Source organism: Actinomadura fibrosa (assembly GCF_900659615.1).
Lineage (GTDB): Bacteria > Actinomycetota > Actinomycetes > Streptosporangiales > Streptosporangiaceae > Spirillospora > Spirillospora fibrosa.
This window is the reverse complement of sequence record NZ_CAACUY010000009.1, coordinates 1-14314: the sequence shown is the minus strand read 5'-3', so window position 1 is coordinate 14314 and position 14314 is coordinate 1. Positions and strand designations below refer to the sequence as shown.

At 71.9% G+C, this 14314-nt stretch carries 15 protein-coding genes and 1 tRNA gene; 10 read left to right on the top strand and 6 right to left on the bottom strand.

The features are described 5' to 3' along the window. The first annotated feature begins 149 nt into the window (after nucleotides 1-149). Nucleotides 150-344: a hypothetical protein gene (locus tag E1300_RS05665; RefSeq protein ID WP_131755811.1), complete on the top strand. Its 195-nt coding sequence runs from the start codon at nucleotides 150-152 to the stop codon at nucleotides 342-344. 298 nt (nucleotides 345-642) lie between these two features. Here the strand turns inward: E1300_RS05665 and E1300_RS05660 are convergent. Further along, nucleotides 643-715: transfer RNA gene (locus tag E1300_RS05660), tRNA-Thr, on the bottom strand. Nucleotides 716-1022: 307 nt separating this feature from the next. Between E1300_RS05660 and E1300_RS05655 the strand changes: the two genes are divergently transcribed. Beyond that, a complete protein-coding gene (locus E1300_RS05655) occupies nucleotides 1023-2192 on the top strand; it encodes a hypothetical protein (protein WP_131755810.1) in 1170 nt (389 codons plus the stop codon). A gap of 3 nt (nucleotides 2193-2195) precedes the next feature. Here E1300_RS05655 and E1300_RS05650 read toward each other — a convergent pair whose 3' ends face one another. Further along, nucleotides 2196-2819 (bottom strand): RDD family protein, encoded by a 624-nt coding sequence (locus E1300_RS05650; protein ID WP_165502687.1) that lies wholly within the window; start codon nucleotides 2817-2819, stop codon nucleotides 2196-2198. Between the two features lie 188 nt (nucleotides 2820-3007). On the opposite strand from E1300_RS05650, the gene E1300_RS05645 reads away from it, so the two are divergent. Beyond that, a complete protein-coding gene (locus E1300_RS05645) occupies nucleotides 3008-3283 on the top strand; it encodes a GlsB/YeaQ/YmgE family stress response membrane protein (protein ID WP_131755808.1) in 276 nt (91 codons plus the stop codon). Nucleotides 3284-3414: 131 nt separating this feature from the next. Here E1300_RS05645 and E1300_RS05640 read toward each other — a convergent pair whose 3' ends face one another. The 3 genes from E1300_RS05640 to E1300_RS05630 are packed head-to-tail and all read right to left on the bottom strand — an operon-like array spanning nucleotide 3415 to nucleotide 5732. Next, complete coding sequence (locus E1300_RS05640) at nucleotides 3415-4098, bottom strand: winged helix-turn-helix transcriptional regulator (RefSeq protein ID WP_131755807.1); 684 nt, start codon at nucleotides 4096-4098, stop codon at nucleotides 3415-3417. Between the two features lie 9 nt (nucleotides 4099-4107). After that, nucleotides 4108-4791 (bottom strand): alpha/beta fold hydrolase, encoded by a 684-nt coding sequence (locus tag E1300_RS05635; RefSeq protein WP_131755806.1) that lies wholly within the window; start codon nucleotides 4789-4791, stop codon nucleotides 4108-4110. Beyond that, complete coding sequence (locus E1300_RS05630; RefSeq protein WP_131755805.1) at nucleotides 4788-5732, bottom strand: LLM class flavin-dependent oxidoreductase; 945 nt, start codon at nucleotides 5730-5732, stop codon at nucleotides 4788-4790. The genes E1300_RS05635 and E1300_RS05630 overlap by 4 nt, the downstream gene beginning before the upstream one ends. 249 nt (nucleotides 5733-5981) lie before the next feature. Between E1300_RS05630 and E1300_RS05625 the strand changes: the two genes are divergently transcribed. The 5 genes from E1300_RS05625 (at nucleotide 5982) to E1300_RS05605 (ending at nucleotide 11702) form a co-directional block, all read left to right on the top strand. Further along, nucleotides 5982-6446 (top strand): DUF485 domain-containing protein, encoded by a 465-nt coding sequence (locus tag E1300_RS05625; RefSeq protein WP_131755804.1) that lies wholly within the window; start codon nucleotides 5982-5984, stop codon nucleotides 6444-6446. Continuing rightward, nucleotides 6443-8110, top strand: a complete 1668-nt coding sequence (locus E1300_RS05620; RefSeq protein WP_131755803.1) for a monocarboxylic acid transporter — start codon at nucleotides 6443-6445, stop codon at nucleotides 8108-8110. Before E1300_RS05625 ends, E1300_RS05620 begins: the two co-directional genes overlap by 4 nt. Before the next feature lie 127 nt (nucleotides 8111-8237). Continuing rightward, the gene (locus E1300_RS05615) at nucleotides 8238-8702 is read left to right on the top strand and encodes a hypothetical protein (RefSeq protein ID WP_131755802.1); all 465 of its coding nucleotides are present in this window, start codon (nucleotides 8238-8240) and stop codon (nucleotides 8700-8702) included. 251 nt (nucleotides 8703-8953) lie between these two features. Next, nucleotides 8954-11296, top strand: coding sequence for a S8 family peptidase (locus tag E1300_RS05610; RefSeq protein WP_165502686.1), 2343 nt, complete (start codon nucleotides 8954-8956; stop codon nucleotides 11294-11296). Between the two features lie 124 nt (nucleotides 11297-11420). Beyond that, nucleotides 11421-11702 (top strand): SHOCT domain-containing protein, encoded by a 282-nt coding sequence (locus E1300_RS05605; RefSeq protein ID WP_207399500.1) that lies wholly within the window; start codon nucleotides 11421-11423, stop codon nucleotides 11700-11702. A 20-nt stretch (nucleotides 11703-11722) separates the two neighbouring features. Here E1300_RS05605 and E1300_RS05600 read toward each other — a convergent pair whose 3' ends face one another. Beyond that, nucleotides 11723-12454, bottom strand: coding sequence for a MarR family winged helix-turn-helix transcriptional regulator (locus tag E1300_RS05600; RefSeq protein ID WP_131755800.1), 732 nt, complete (start codon nucleotides 12452-12454; stop codon nucleotides 11723-11725). A gap of 351 nt (nucleotides 12455-12805) precedes the next feature. Here E1300_RS05600 and E1300_RS05595 point away from each other — a divergent pair, with 351 nt between their 5' ends. Both E1300_RS05595 and otsB read left to right on the top strand, forming a co-directional pair. Continuing rightward, nucleotides 12806-13123, top strand: coding sequence for a DUF3263 domain-containing protein (locus tag E1300_RS05595; RefSeq protein WP_131755799.1), 318 nt, complete (start codon nucleotides 12806-12808; stop codon nucleotides 13121-13123). 20 nt (nucleotides 13124-13143) lie between these two features. Next, nucleotides 13144-13971 carry a trehalose-phosphatase gene (gene otsB / locus E1300_RS05590; RefSeq protein ID WP_242618958.1) on the top strand — a complete coding sequence of 276 codons (828 nt, stop codon included), beginning with the start codon at nucleotides 13144-13146 and terminating at the stop codon, nucleotides 13969-13971. The last annotated feature ends 343 nt before the right edge of the window (nucleotides 13972-14314 follow it).

The following is a 14314-nucleotide window of genomic DNA, read 5'->3' as shown; positions in this document are numbered from 1 at the left end:
CCTCGGCTCTACCGCTATGAGCCGGGGAAGGTCTGGACGCCCGAGCAGCTCCGAGCCTTCCTCATCGCTGCTGCGGGGCGTCGGCTGTCGGCGTTCTTCCACGTGGCTCCGTACACGAACGCCCGTCGCGGGAAATAGTTCGCCCTGGGGTGGCGAGAGGCCGACCTCGGTGGCGCCTCGGCTCACGCAAGGGCTCGGTCGCGTTCGTCGTGGGGGAGCGGATCGAGGGGACGGCCAAGAGCGGCCGGTCCGGCATCGTCAGCATCGACTCCGGCACGGTCGGTGTGGTCAAGGCTCGTCAGAAGTGCCAGTTCGCCGACAAACTCTCGGCGGGGGAGTTGTAGAAGGGTGCGGCGGACGGGCGCGTGTTCGCTACGGGATGGGGTGAGCCTGTTCGTCCGGACGCGGTCTCGTCGCTTGTGGCCGTTGTGATTTAAGAGCGCAGCAAGGGGAGCTGTGTCGAAGCTCTCGCCGCGTGGGCGGGCTGCATGATCTTCGGCATGTCCGCCGACCATGCTGCTCTTGGTGTGCGGGTGGCGGTGCGGGTCAGGCATGCTGACCCCGGCTATCGCGCTGCGGGGTGCGCGCCTGCTGTTAGTGAGGAGGCCCCTGGCGGTGGTCGCAAGGGGCCTTTCTCATGGGAGCCGGCGAGGGGACTTGAACCCCTAACCTTCTGTTTACAAGACAGATGCTCTGCCAATTGAGCTACGCCGGCGGGCTCGTCCCGCATCGTAGTCGACGGGACGGGGGGCTCGCGCGGCGATATCGGGTGGGGGGTCGGCCGCAGGTGGACGTGGGGGTCGCCGGGCGTGGCAGGTTGTGGTTGGGCGGCGTGTGGGGTGCGGGCGGACGGGGCGTGGTCCGCTCGGGTGGGGTGGCTTGTGGGGTTGGTGTCCCCATCGGGGGCGTGAGTGTGTTGTTCGGGCGAGTTTCGGTGGACGGCGCGGCGGGGATCGGCGATGAGTCCGGGTGGCCGAATCGGTCGGCGGCCTGGGGCGCGTGATCTGAAAGGGGTCTCGCCCGTGGGGGGATTTCCGTACACGCTGCCGAACGCCGGCGGGACGCCGGCGAAGTCCGATCTCGATGATCTCCAGGCGCGGTTGCGCGTGCATGAGGCGACGTACGGTGTTCCGCTGGACGCGTTCGCGGGGGCGGATGACAATGCCAAGCTGACCGCGGCGATGACGTATGCGGCGAAGCAGAAGCTGCCTCCGGCGATCCTGCTGTCCAATCGGTCGCACTCCTTTTCGGGGCCGCGGAAGTTCTACGACGGTTTCCGGCTGGTGGGTTCCCTGGGGACGGGGGAGCGCGAGTTCGCCGGGGCGGGGCCGCAGTGCATCGTGAACGTGGGCGGGGCGGCGCTGTTCGAGGTGCCGGCGTCCGGTGTGAAGAACGTGTGGATCAGCGGGATCCAGTTCCGGGCGTCCAAGGGGGGCGTGCACTTCCAGGTGCCGGTCGGGGATCTGGGGGGCGGGCCGATCATCAACGACGCGACCTACCAGGACGTGGCGTGGGTGGGCTTCGCGACCGTGATGCACGCGCGGCACCTGCGGGTCCGCATCGATCGGATGTACTGCAACAACGGCACCGACCACCAGTTCAAGCTGGCCGGCAGTGATAATTACTACTGGCAGAACGGTGGGTATCTGTCCAGCAGGCAGTTGGGCGCCGAGAAGTTCTACGTCTGGTTCTCGCACATGAGCCGTAGTCAGGTCGGGCCGTTGTTCATCACGCCGGAGAAGGCCACAGGGGTTCGTATCGATGGGTCCAATGGCGGGCTTGTTTTTACGGGCACGATCCTTGATTGTGCGGGACGGAACAAGTCCACGGCGTGTCAGGGGGCCGCGCTGCTCGTCACGGGTGGCCATGGCATGGTGTTCGACAAGATGGTGTTCTTCAACAATGCCGTGAACCCGGCCGGGGCGAAGCGGTCGCCCGTTGACAAGGGGCAGGTGTTCGTGCGGGGGAGCGCGAGCGATCTGCTGTTCAGCGGGTGCCAGTTTCCCGGGTTCAAGGCGCAGCGCGGTTTCACGCCGGCGGCCACGCCGGCGATCTATGCCGCGTCCGGGACGTCGAACATCAAGGTCGTCGCGCCGTTCGCGCCGCTCGGCGGGACGCGGCTCCTCCAGCAGCAGAAGGACAAGATCATCAGCCGGTACGGGGCCGACGACTGGAAGCTGGCGGTCGGCTGAGCGTCAGCGGAGGGTTGCGGTCAGGACAGTGCCCGAGATCAAAAGGATCGCGAGGGTGCCGGTGACCAGGAGCGCGTGCCGGGGACGGTCGGTGCCGGACGGGTCGTTCAGGACGAGGGTGCCCGCCATCTTGTCGTGGAGGCATTGGCGCAGAGGGCGGTCCCAGAGGAGCCACAGGGAGTTGGCGAGGCTGATGAGACCGAGCAGGGGAAGTGTGCCGATCACGGTGAAGAAGACCGGGTAGCTTGCCGCGCGGCCGAAGGCGCGGGACGGGGTGAGGGGGTCCTCGGGGGCGGTGGCGGACGCGACGCGCATCTTGAGGAGGCACATGCCCAGGGTGCGGCCCCAGATGGCGAGCTGGACGGCCTCGTACAGGTAGAAGAGCGCGAACGCGGTGATCGCGGCCGCGGCGACGGCGGCGGGCGGGACCTTGGAGCCGCCGCCCGGGGCGGCCAGGGGGATGACGATGAGCAGCGGGGTGACCGTCATCGCGATCAGGGTGAGGGTGTCGATGAGGCGGGCGGCGAGCCGCCGTCCCGGGTGGGCGAGGTCGGGGGTGGTGAGGTGGGGTTGCCATTCGGTGGACGGGGGCGGCGTCGGGGCGGCCGGGGGTCTGTACTCGCGCATCGAGGCGACCTTTTCGGACAAGGATGGGTAAAGCTTGGGATTGCGGGGATTATGCGGTGTTCGGCCTGAATCGACCACCGGGACGGCGAGTTCGGCAGGGCGAAAATCAGTGCTCGGCCGGATGTGACATTTGCCGTGGGATGGGCACAAGGGGCGTACCCAGGACCGTCTCATGGGAGGGCGAGGACGTGACCATCTCAGGCATCATCGCCGCGATCGTCATCGGAGCGATCATCGGAGCGCTCGGCCGGCTGGTACTGCCGGGCCGGCAGCCGATCGGTGTGCTCCTGACCATCGGTATCGGCATCGTCGCGGCGCTGATCGGTACGGCCATCGCGCAGAAGGTGGGCGTGGCCACCACCGATGGCATCGACTGGATCGAACTGGTCTTCCAGATCGGGCTCGCCGCGATCGGGGTCGGCGCGGTCGCCGCGTTCAAGCGGCGCGGCGCCGGGACGCGGTAGGTCCCGGACGGCGCCGGACGAGCGGTGCCGTCGAGCCTGGCATCCGCCAGGAGACCAGGTCGAGCAGGGCCAGAGACGCGATATCGGTGGGAACCGGTGGCGTGTCCCTGGCCCTGCTCGACGTTTCGGGCTCAGTGGGTGAGCTGGGCCGTCCGCGACTTCGGCGAGGGGACGCGGAAGAGGGTGCTCAGCCTGCGCAGGGCCTCGCCGTCGCCGGACGCGGACGCGGTTCCGTTCTCGATCGCGGTGGTGAGGGACGCGCGTCCGGCGGCGATGGCGAGAAGGGCGTCCTCGCTGGTGGTGATGGTCGCGTCCGGGTGCTGGGCGGGGCCGTGGCTCATCTCCAGGGTTCCGTCGTCCACGCGGGCGTGGAAGACCTCGTCGTCGATACGCCACTCGTAGACCGCGCGTAGGCCCGAGGCCGCTTCGGGGACGAAGCATGTCCGTAGGCCCAGCACGGCCCAGCCTGGGTGGAACGTCTCTCCTTCGCGACGGTCGCCCAAGGCCCATTTCAGGCCCCATCGGGCCAGTGCGAGCACTGCCGGGCCGAGTTCCTCGCCCGCTTCGGTGAGCGCGTAGGCGGGGGTGCGGGCGGGGGGCGGGAGTGTCACCTTGCGGGCGAGCCCCTCGCGTTCCAGGTGCTTCAGCCGCGCGGACAGCAGGCCGGTGCCGAGCCCGCGCAGGCTGTTCTGCAGGTCGCCGAACCGTTTGGGGCCGGTGAGCAGCTCCCGGATCAGGAGGAGCGTCCAGCGTTCGCCGACGATGTCGAGGGTGCGCGCGGTCGCGCAGTACTGGTTGTACGTCCGCTGTTCCACTTCATCACTCTAAGCTTCGTGCTTCCCGTTCTTGAACGAGCCCACCTCCAGGAGGATGTCCGCGAGCTCCTTGGGACGGGCCAGCATCACGTTGTGCGGCCCCTCCAGTGCGAGGCGCCGGTACCCGATCGCCTCGGCGAACCGGGCGAACGGGAACGTCTCCGGTTGGCAGCAGATGCCCGTCCCGGGAATCTTGTCGACGTTTCCGGTCAGTTTGGTGGAGTCGGTGAAGGTGGCCAGTGGCTGGGGACGCAGCCGTTCCGCGAGCCATTGGGCATCGTCCGGGTCGACGATGCCGAAGGCGGCGGGCGGGGGCGCCGGGATGCTCTGTCCCTTCGCTCCCGCGCGGACCGCGTCGGCGAAGCCCTGGGGGGCCAGTCCGAACATGCTGGCGCCGTCGCCGCCGACCCACCCGTCCACCAGGACGACGTGGTCGATCGCGGTGTGCCGGGAGTCGGCCGCCTGCCGGACGACCAGGCCCGCGTAGCTGTGGGCGACGAGTACGAGGTGGTCGTCCTGGACGGTGTCGATCGCGGCGAGCACCTCGTGGACGTGGTCGTCGAGCCCTGTTCCCTCGTCGGACGAGAGGTCGGGGACGACGGTGCGCGCTCCGGCGGCGTGCAGGAGCGGGACGACCCGGTCCCAGGCCCAGGGGCCGTGCCAGGCGCCGTGGACGAGCACGAACGTGGTCATGCGGTCACTTCCTTCCGGAGGGCGGGCAGGACGGCGTCGCCGAGTTCGTCCAAGGCCGCGTCGTGGTCCTCGGTGGCGAGCCGGATGATGATGTGGCGAGCGCCCGCGTCGGCGTAGGACTTCAGCCAGGCCACGGCCTCTTCCGGGGTGCCGGCGAACATGGCCTGGATCGACTGGATGAACTCCAGGGGGGCGTTGTAGTAGCGCTCGATGCTCTCGCGTAGGCGTTTGCGCGCGCGCTCCGCGTCCGTGTCCAGGCAGAGGGTCGCGTACAGGGCGGGAGTGACCGGACGGCTCGCCGTGTCCTGGATGACGGTCCACTCCTCGGCGTACGTGCTGACCTCGGGTGGATACGGCAGCCATCCGTCGCCGAGGGTCGCCACCCGTCGCAGGGGTTTGTCACCGCCTCCGGCGAGCCAGATCGGCGGTCCTCCGGGACGGGACGGGGTCGGTGCGAGCGTCACGTCCTCGAACGCGAAGTGCCGCCCATGGAACGTGACGGGGTCGCCCCTCCAGAGCCGTCGCATGGCGTCGATCGACTCGATCATGCGGCCGACCCGGCGCGTGTAGTCGGCGTCCACCGCGCGGAACTGGGCCTCGGTCTGCGGGACGGGGAAGCCCGCGCCCATGCCCGCGATCAGCCGTCCGGAGGAGAGCCTGTCGAGCGTGGCGAGCTGGTGCGCGAGCAGGATCGGGTGCCTCAGCGCGGGCAGCAGGACCGCCGTGCCGAGCGCGATCCGCTCGGTCGCGTCCGCGGCGGCGGCGAGGAGCAGCAGCGGATCGGCGCGCGGGCGGGTGACGGGGCTGTCGCCCGCCCAGACCGAGTCCAGGCCGAGGGCCTCCGCGCGCCGGGCCTGGGCGACCAGGCGCCGCGGCTCGTGCTCGCCGCGCACGGTCTGGTCGCGCGTCGGCAGGAGATAGCCGACCTTCAGTTCCGCCATGTCGCCTCCAAGATCGCCAGTGCTCCGATCCTAGAGCCGAGCTTCTTGTTTTTGAAGTGTCGAGTAGGGATTCGAGAAACCAAGGCGCCTGACCTGCCCGATCTCTGCTGTCCGCAAGGTGACGGTCAGGTGGCGGGCCAGGGATTTTCTCGCTTCTCGCCAAGTGGGCATTGCGCGGCCCACATCTTTGATCTCATAGAGGAGTTGAACGACTACACATGGTCATGGTTCGGTCTACGGGAGGACCAAATGGTCGGGGACTCTGAACCATCGCGGCGTCCGGGACCCGAGCGAGGCGGAAGGGTCCGTCCCGGGCAGTACGCGCCCGCGGCGCGCGATGCGCGGTTCCGGCTGCTCAGGGCGAGGTTCCTGCGGGCCGCGGCGGGGATCGTCCTGGTGTCCTTCGGGTGGTACTTCGCCTATGTCGTGCTCTCCGCGTTCGCGCGCGGCTTCATGGCGCGGCGTGTCGCCGGGAGCGTCAACGTGGCGCTGCTGCTCGGGCTCACCCAGTTCGCCGCGACGTTCGTGCTGGCCTGGGCCTACACGGCCTACGCGCGGCGCAGGCTCGACCCCCTCGCGGACGAGCTGCGCGCCGAACTCGACGGGCCGCCCGTGACGCGGGACGGCGCCGCGCCCGCCGCCGTAGCGGACGGCGCGGAGCGGCGCGAGGCGTGGCGCGGGACCGTCCGGCCCGACTTCGGAGGCTTGCGATGATGGACGGGCGGACGCTCACGTTCGGGCTCTTCCTCGTGTTCATCCTCATCACGCTGGGGATCACCGTCCGGGCGAGGGCCCGGACCAACGGCGCCGACGACTTCTACGCGGGCGGCCGGACGTTCTCCGGCCCGCAGAACGGCGTCGCGCTGGCCGGCGACTACATGTCCGCGGCGTCGTTCCTCGGCATCGCGGGGATCATCGCGCTGTCCGGTTACGACGGGTTCCTGTACTCGATCGGCTTCCTGGTGGCGTGGGTGCTCACGCTGCTGCTCGTCGAGCCGGTGCGGAACGCGGGCCGGTTCACGATGGGCGACGTCCTCGCGCGGCGGGCCCGCGAGCAGGCCGCGGTGCGGACGGCGTCGGTCGTCTCCACCGTCACCGTGTCGGTGTTCTACCTGCTCGCGCAGATGGTCGGCGCGGGCGCGCTGGTGTCGATGCTGCTCGGCATCCACGCGGGCGAGCGGTTCCTCGGACTGTCGGCGGGCACGGCGAAGACCCTCACGATCGTCGTGGTCGGCGCGCTGATGATCGTCTACGTGACGTTCGGCGGGATGCGCGGCACCACCTGGGTGCAGATCATCAAGGCCGTGCTGCTGATGGCGGGCGCGGCCGCGCTCACCGCGCTGGTGCTCGGCCGGTTCGGGTTCGACGCCGGCGCGATGCTCGACTCGGCCGCCGGCGCGAGCGGGAAGGGGCACGCGTTCCTCGAACCGGGGCTGCGGTACGGGCGCGACGTGCCCGGCGACGCGATCCGGACGATGGTGAACAAGCTCGACTTCGTCAGCCTGGCCCTCGCGCTCGTCCTCGGCACCGCGGGCCTGCCGCACATCGTCTCCCGCTTCTACGCCGTGCCGGACGCGCGCGCCGCGCGGAACTCGGTGTCCTGGGCCGTCGGGCTCGTCGGCGCCTTCTACCTGATGACGCTCGCCCTCGGGTTCGGCGCCGCGGCGCTCGTCGGACGGTCCGCGATCGTCGCGCAGGACCCGTCCGGCAACACGGCGGCGCCGCAGCTCGCGCGCGCCGTCGGCGAGCACGCGGCGGGACGGGTCGGCGGCGAGGTGATGCTCGCGCTCATCGCCGCGGTGGCGTTCGCGACGATCCTCGCGGTGGTGTCCGGGCTGGTGCTGTCGTCCGCGACGTCGCTGGCGCACGACTACTTCGGCCAGGTGCTGATGTTCGGCCGGCCGCGCGAGTCGCAGGAGGTCGCGGTGGCCCGGCTCGCGTCGTGCGTCGTCGGCTCGCTCGCCATCGTGCTCGCGGTGGTGGCGAAGAACCTGAACGTGGCGTTCCTCGTGGCGCTGGCGTTCGCGATGGCGGCGTCCGCGAACCTGCCCGCGATCGTCCTGTCGCTGTTCTGGCGGCGGTTCAACTCCGCGGGCGTCGTCGCGGGCATCTACGGCGGGCTGACCGGGTCGCTGGTGCTCGTCGTGTTCTCGCCCGTCGTGTCGGGCAAGGTCGATCCGGTGACGGGAGCGAACCTGTCGCTGTTCCCGAAGGGCGTCGACTTCCACCTGTTCCCGCTGGAGAATCCCGGGCTCGTCTCGATCCCCATCGGCTTCCTCTGCGCGGTCGTCGGCACTTTCTTCGGACGCGAGAAGCCCGACTCCGCCCGGTACGACGACCTGTCAGTGCGCGCGCTGACCGGCGCGGACTCGCACTGACCAGGACGGACTCACGGTGACGCCGACGCGGTGCCGGGAGGTGCTCGGAAGGCAGTGATCCCTTACGTGGGCGGGTTAACACTCTGGCCCGGCTGAAGTTACTTGCCGGTACGGCATGCTGGTCGCCATGAAGCCCACGACCCTGCTCGCCCTCGCCGGCGCGGTCGGCGGAACCGTCCTCGCCACGGCGGGCGTCGCCGCCCTCGTCCTGGACGGCGACGGCGGCGGATCGACCCGGCCCGCCGCGAGCGCCCGCTCCTACGAGAGCGCCGGCGCCATCGGCACGGTGCTCCGCCGGAACGGCGCGACCGGCTGCACCGCGGACGCGTCCCGCGTCGAGTGCCGCTACGCCGGGCGGTACGTCGCCGCGATCGTCCTGACCCCGTCCATGGGGCTCACCGCCGACGCCGCGCTGCAGAGCTGGCGGACCGGCGTCGCGCAGAGCGCCCTCGGCGACGACGGCGCCTTCGCGGTCCTGCAAGGGCCGAACTGGCTCGTCACCGGCCCGGACGAGCTCGTCGGCGGCGTCCGCCCGTCGCTCGGCGGGCGGATGCTGCGCTGCGACCGCCCCTACGGGACCTGTACCTCCTGACCCCGCCGCGCCGCGCCGGTTCAGCCGAGGGCGTGACCGAGCGTGACGGAACGGCGCCCGGGGCATATGAGGTGCAGACCACAGCGCTCGGACGTCCGGCAGGTCGGGCGGGGGACGGGGGGAAGATCCGCGCTGTCCCGGACCGTGCCCGAATGTGACGAGTGCCCGGGCCGAGGTAGGTTCGCGTGGCAGAATGTTGGCTCGCGCCCACGGGCGGACCACGGCCGAATGCCGGGAGGAGGTGCGGCTGCGTGTCCCATGCCGGCCGACGCCGTGTCCGGCGTCCCCGTCCGGCCGCCCGGCTCGGCGCCAGGGCCACCGCGACGCTCGGCGTGCTGACGCTGACCGCCGCCGTGGCCGTGCCCGCCGCCCTCGCGCCGGACGACGCCGCGAAGCGCGCCCGCCCCGTCAGCGGCGCCGCCGCGGGACCGCTGCTCGGCGCGCCGACCGACCAGATCCGCGCCCGCGAATGGCACCTCGGCGTGCTGCGCGCCCAGCGGGCCTGGAAGTGGTCCCGCGGGTCAGGCGTCACGGTCGCGGTGCTGGACACGGGAGTCGACCGGCGCCATCCCGACCTCACCGGCCGCGTCGTCAGCGGCCCCGACCTCACCGGCGGCGGGCGCCGTCCCGGCAGCCGCTACTGGGGCCTGCACGGGACGTCCATGGCCAGCATCATCGCCGGCCACGGCCACGGCCCGGGGTTCGCGCAGGGCATGATCGGCGTCGCGCCGCAGAGCCGCATCCTGTCGATCCGGGTGACGCTGGAGAACGACGACCCGCTGCGGCAGAGCAACGGGCAGGCCGGCGGCGACACCGACGCCGTCGCCCAGGGCATCCGCTACGCCGTCGACCACGGCGCGAACATCGTCAACATGTCGCTCGGCGGCGGGCAGCAGCACTACAACGGCACCCCGCAGCAGGAGGCCGCGATCAAGTACGCGCTCGGCAAGGGCGTCGTGCTGATCGCGTCCGCGGGCAACGACGGGTCCAGCGCCAACCGCAAGAACTTCCCCGCCGCCTACCCCGGCGTCATCGCCGTCGGCGCGCTCGACCGCAGGCTGCGCCTCTGGAAGGACAGCAACCGGCGCTCCCACGCCTCGGTGTGCGCGCCCGGCGTCGACATCGTCAGCGCCGACTCCAGCAACGGCTACGTCGTCGGGACGGGCACCAGCGCGTCGTCGGCGATGGTCGCGGGCGTCGCCGCGCTCATCCGCGCGCGCTACCCCAAGCTCAGCCCGGAGGACGTCCGCCGCGCGCTCGTCCAGGGCTCGCCCGCGCGCGCCGGGCACCCGACCGGCTCGACCGCCTGCTCCGGGACCGTGGACGCGGTCCAGTCGCTGGTCGCCGCGTCCAAGCTCAACAAGACCGGCAGCGGGCCCGTGCGGAACCCGGAGCCGACCGCCTCGCCGGAACCCGAGGCCGTGCCGGAGGAGAGCGACTCCAGCCTGCTGCTCCCCGCCGTCCTCGGCGGCGGAGGCGTGCTGATCATCGTCGGGCTGGTGCTCGGCTGGCGCCAGCGCCGCCGTCCCGAGGACGAGCCCGACGAGGGCATCCCCGAGTACGGCCTGCCGTCGGCCCCGCCCCGCGAGGCCGTCGCCGCGTCGGCCGCCCCGCCCTACGGCGGCGCGCCGGGCCACCCGGCGGGAGCGCCGATGGCCCCGGCGCCGGGAGCGCCGTCCGTCGCCCCGGTCAACGCGCCGCTCTGGCAGAGCACCGAGGTGTACTCCCCGCCCGCGACGCCTGGGCCTCCTCCGGAGTACACCGGCCCTCCGCCCGTGCCATCGCCGTCCGTCCCGGAGCTCTCCGGGAACGACGTGGCGGCGACGTCCGCGTACGACCAACCGTCTCCGGGGCTCGTCGAACCGCCGCCGCCCGTGCTGGACGACTCCGCGAGGTACGAGCGGCCCGCGGTCTACGAGCAGCCCGCGGTGTACGACGACCCCGCGGCCACGTACGACGACCCTCCGGCGTACGAGGACCCGGCGGACGGCCGTCCGGGGCAGCCGCCCGTGATGGCGTCGGAACTCCGGCCCTTCGTGCCCGGGGAGTTCTCCACGAACGGGACGAACGGGCTGCACGGCGACGGTCTCGTCAACGGGAACGGCGGCGCCCCGAACGGAAAGCACCACGGGCCCTCGTCGTCCGGTGAGGGCCTGATCGCGAACGGCCACGACTTCCTCAACGGCCACGACCTGGGGAACGGCAACGGCGGCAGCGGCGGCGGTAACGGCCATGTCGGGAACGGCCAGTTCGGAGCCGGTTTGCATGGTCTGCCGCCTGGGCCGGGTCTGGGTGAGCCCGGTCTGGGTGAGCCGGGTCTGGAGGATGCTGCGCCTGTGCCGGACGAGCCGGCCGCCTTCGACGATGACGAGTGGGAGCGGTTCCGGCGGAGTGCCCTCGGGGAGCCCGACGCGGCCGGTGGCGTTCCGCCGTCGGCTCCGCCTCCGCCCCCGCCGATCGCGCCGCCGTCCGCGCCGCCTCCCGTGCCGCCGTCCGTGCCGCCGGCCGAGGTGGAGGACGACGAGTCGCGCGGGCGGCACTCCCGGCCCCCGCGTCCCCCGGACGACGAGGACTACCGGCCTCCCTGGTGGTGAGCGCCGTCCCGGGGCTACTCCGCCGGGCGTAGCGCGCATGCCTCCGGCGGGCCGATGACGCCCCCGGAACCCGTCGCCGAGCATCGGACCATCCGCACACAGGAAGGGTCGATGGACGATGCTGATGACGCTCGCGACACAGATGCGCCCGGAGCACTGGCACGACGGGGACGCGCCCGCGTTCTGGCCGGTCTTCCCGATCACGTTCGGGCTGTTCTGGCTGGCCGTGCTGGGCGGCGCGTTCTACCTGGTCCGCCGCAGGATGGCGACCGCCGCGACCACCGCGGCGGCGGCCGCGGACCCGCTGGGCAAGGCGCGGTCCATCCTCGCCGAGCGCTTCGCGAGGGGCGAGATCGACGAGGACGAGTACCACATGCGCATGTCCGCGCTCCGCAACGGCGGCTGAGCGGGGGAGGGGGCGCGGGGTCAGTCCGCGTCCGCCTCCTCGAAGATCCTGTCGATGCCGTCCGGATACATGGGGGTCTGGGCGGCGGCCTCGGCGAAGCGGGTGAGCAGCCGGGCGAAGTCCGCCCGCTCCGCCGCCGACCAGCCGGTCATGAGCTGGTCGAGGTAGGCGCGGCGGAACCGGTCGGACACCTGCTTGACGCGCCGGCCGGCCTCGGTCAGCCCGAGGTTGGCGCGGCGCGCGTCCACGGGGGACGGGCGCCGCGAGACCAGCCCCGCGTCGATCGCGTGGCCGACCAGGCGGCTCGCGGTCGAGGGGTCGACCTCCAGGCGCTCCGCCACCGCGCCCACGGTCACCTCGCACGCGCTCTCGTCCGACGCGGGGGGCTCAGGGAGGTCAGGGGCGTCCACACCACTGTCAGCGGACGGGTCGAGGCGGCGCTCGTCGCAGGCCGCCTCGGCCAGGGCCGCCACGGCGTTCACGACCATCAGGTTGGAGATCTGGAGCGGGCGCCCGCCGGGACCGCTGGAGGTCTGCGCGCGGATGCGCTTCATGAGGTCCGGCTTGGCCCAGACGCGGCGCAGATGGAACAGCGCGGCCCCGATGTCGGTGAGAACCGGGTCAGGAAGATCGTCCTCGGGCGGCCGGGCTCGGGAGGACCGGGATTCGGGCGACGGGCCGGGGCCGGAGTCCTCCGGGCGGGCGGACGCCTCGTCGCCGGGGCGTTCGGTGGCAGAGGTCTCCGTCGCCATGCACAGGTCTCCCGTTCCTTGCCGGTCGCCGTCGCGGATGCCCGGGGCGCACCGCGTCCAGCCTAACGGATGTAGTCTGCATATTTTCTTTACGCGGCCCTTATGAAGCGCCCGCGAACTGCTGTGACGACGGATCGCCATGGGACGTGGGACGATGAGGAGCCGCAGGTGAACAGGGATGTGACGGCCTGAACGAGGCCCGCTCGTTCCCTGCGAACCGCCGGAACTTGTCGGCGCGGACGCGTAGCATGGCACCCGGCCGAACCCGGACGACCCGGGATCAGTGACCACAGAGGGGACCTCATGCCAGCGGCGAACGCCCCCGGTGACGGCCCTCACCAGGACGGAACCATGGACGATGGTGCAGCCCTGCAACCCGTGACCGACGGTCTCGAAGACGACGGGGTCTTCCCCGCAGACCTCCTCTCCGAGCGCGACCGCCAGATCCTCGCCTTCGAGCGGCAGTGGTGGAAGTACGCCGGAGCCAAGGAGCAGGCCATCCGCGAGCTGTTCGACATGTCGGCGACGCGGTACTACCAGCTGCTCAACATCCTGATCGATCGACCCGAGGCGCTGGAGTGCGACCCGATGCTGGTCAAGCGCCTCCGCAGGGTCCGATCGCAACGGCAGCGGCAGCGCGCCGCGCGGCGGCTCGGCATGAGGCCCTGACATGGCCAACACTGGTCGGTGTGAACACTTCCTCTCCCCGATCCGTGACGGCCGCCGGAACTGACGGCCTGAACGCCATCCGCACGCGTCCCGCCGGGGCCGTGCTCGGGTTCGACTTCGACGGCACCCTGGCGCCGATCGTGGACGACCCGGACGCGGCCCGCGCCCACCCCCGGGCGGCCGCGGCGCTGGGCCGGCTGGCCCCGCTCGTCGGCTCCCTGGTGATCGTGACCGGCCGTCCCGCCGCCCTCGCGGTGGAGCGCGGCGGTTTCGAGGGCATCGACGGGCTCGTCGTGCTCGGTCAGTACGGGCTCGAACGCTGGGAGTCCGGCGTGCTGACCGAGCCGGAGCCGCCGCCCGGGGTCGCCGAGGTGCGCGCCAAGCTGCCCGGCGTCCTGACGGCGGCGGGCGCCCCGCCCGAGACCTATGTCGAGGACAAGGGCCAGGCGCTCGCCGTGCACACGCGGCGGTGCGCCGAGCCGCAGGTGGCGCTCGACCGGCTGCGCGGCCTCCTCGACGCGCTCGCCGAGCGCACCGGTCTCGTCGTCGAGCCCGGGCGGTTCGTCCTGGAGCTCCGTCCGCCCGGCATGGACAAGGGCAGGGCGCTCCGGTCGTTCCTCGCCGACCGCGGCGCCGCGCCGTCCGCGGTCCTGTTCGCGGGCGACGACCTCGGTGACCTGGCCGCCTTCGACGCCGTCGAGGAGCTGCGCGCCGAGGGCGTGCCCGGGGTGAAGGTGTGCAGCGGCTCCGCGGAGGTGACCGAGGTCGCCGAGCGCGCCGACGTGGTCGTGGACGGGCCCGAAGGGGTCGTGGAGTTCCTCGACGGCCTCCTTGACGGCGCGTCCTGACCCGCGTCCTATCTTCCGTGTGACAAGAGTCATGGGCCGGTTTGTCGTTTCTCGCGCGACTCCGGGGAGGGCCGTGGACGTACCGTCCGATCGAGCCTAACTATGGTGGTCTGCGGCAGAAGTGAACTGTGGGGAGACGTACGCGAGCACGGGGAGGCTTGAGGGTGGACACGGATCCGCGAGTCCCGCGTCGTCCGGGCGAGGTCAGGTCTGCTCCGCCGATGGCGGCCACGCCCCCGCCCGCGGCCGCCCGCCCTAAGCGGCTCCCGGAGGCCGCGCCCGGGGTGGCTCAGGCGGCATTCCATTCGGAGGCGAGGAGGGCCCAGATCTGCTCGTCGCGGCG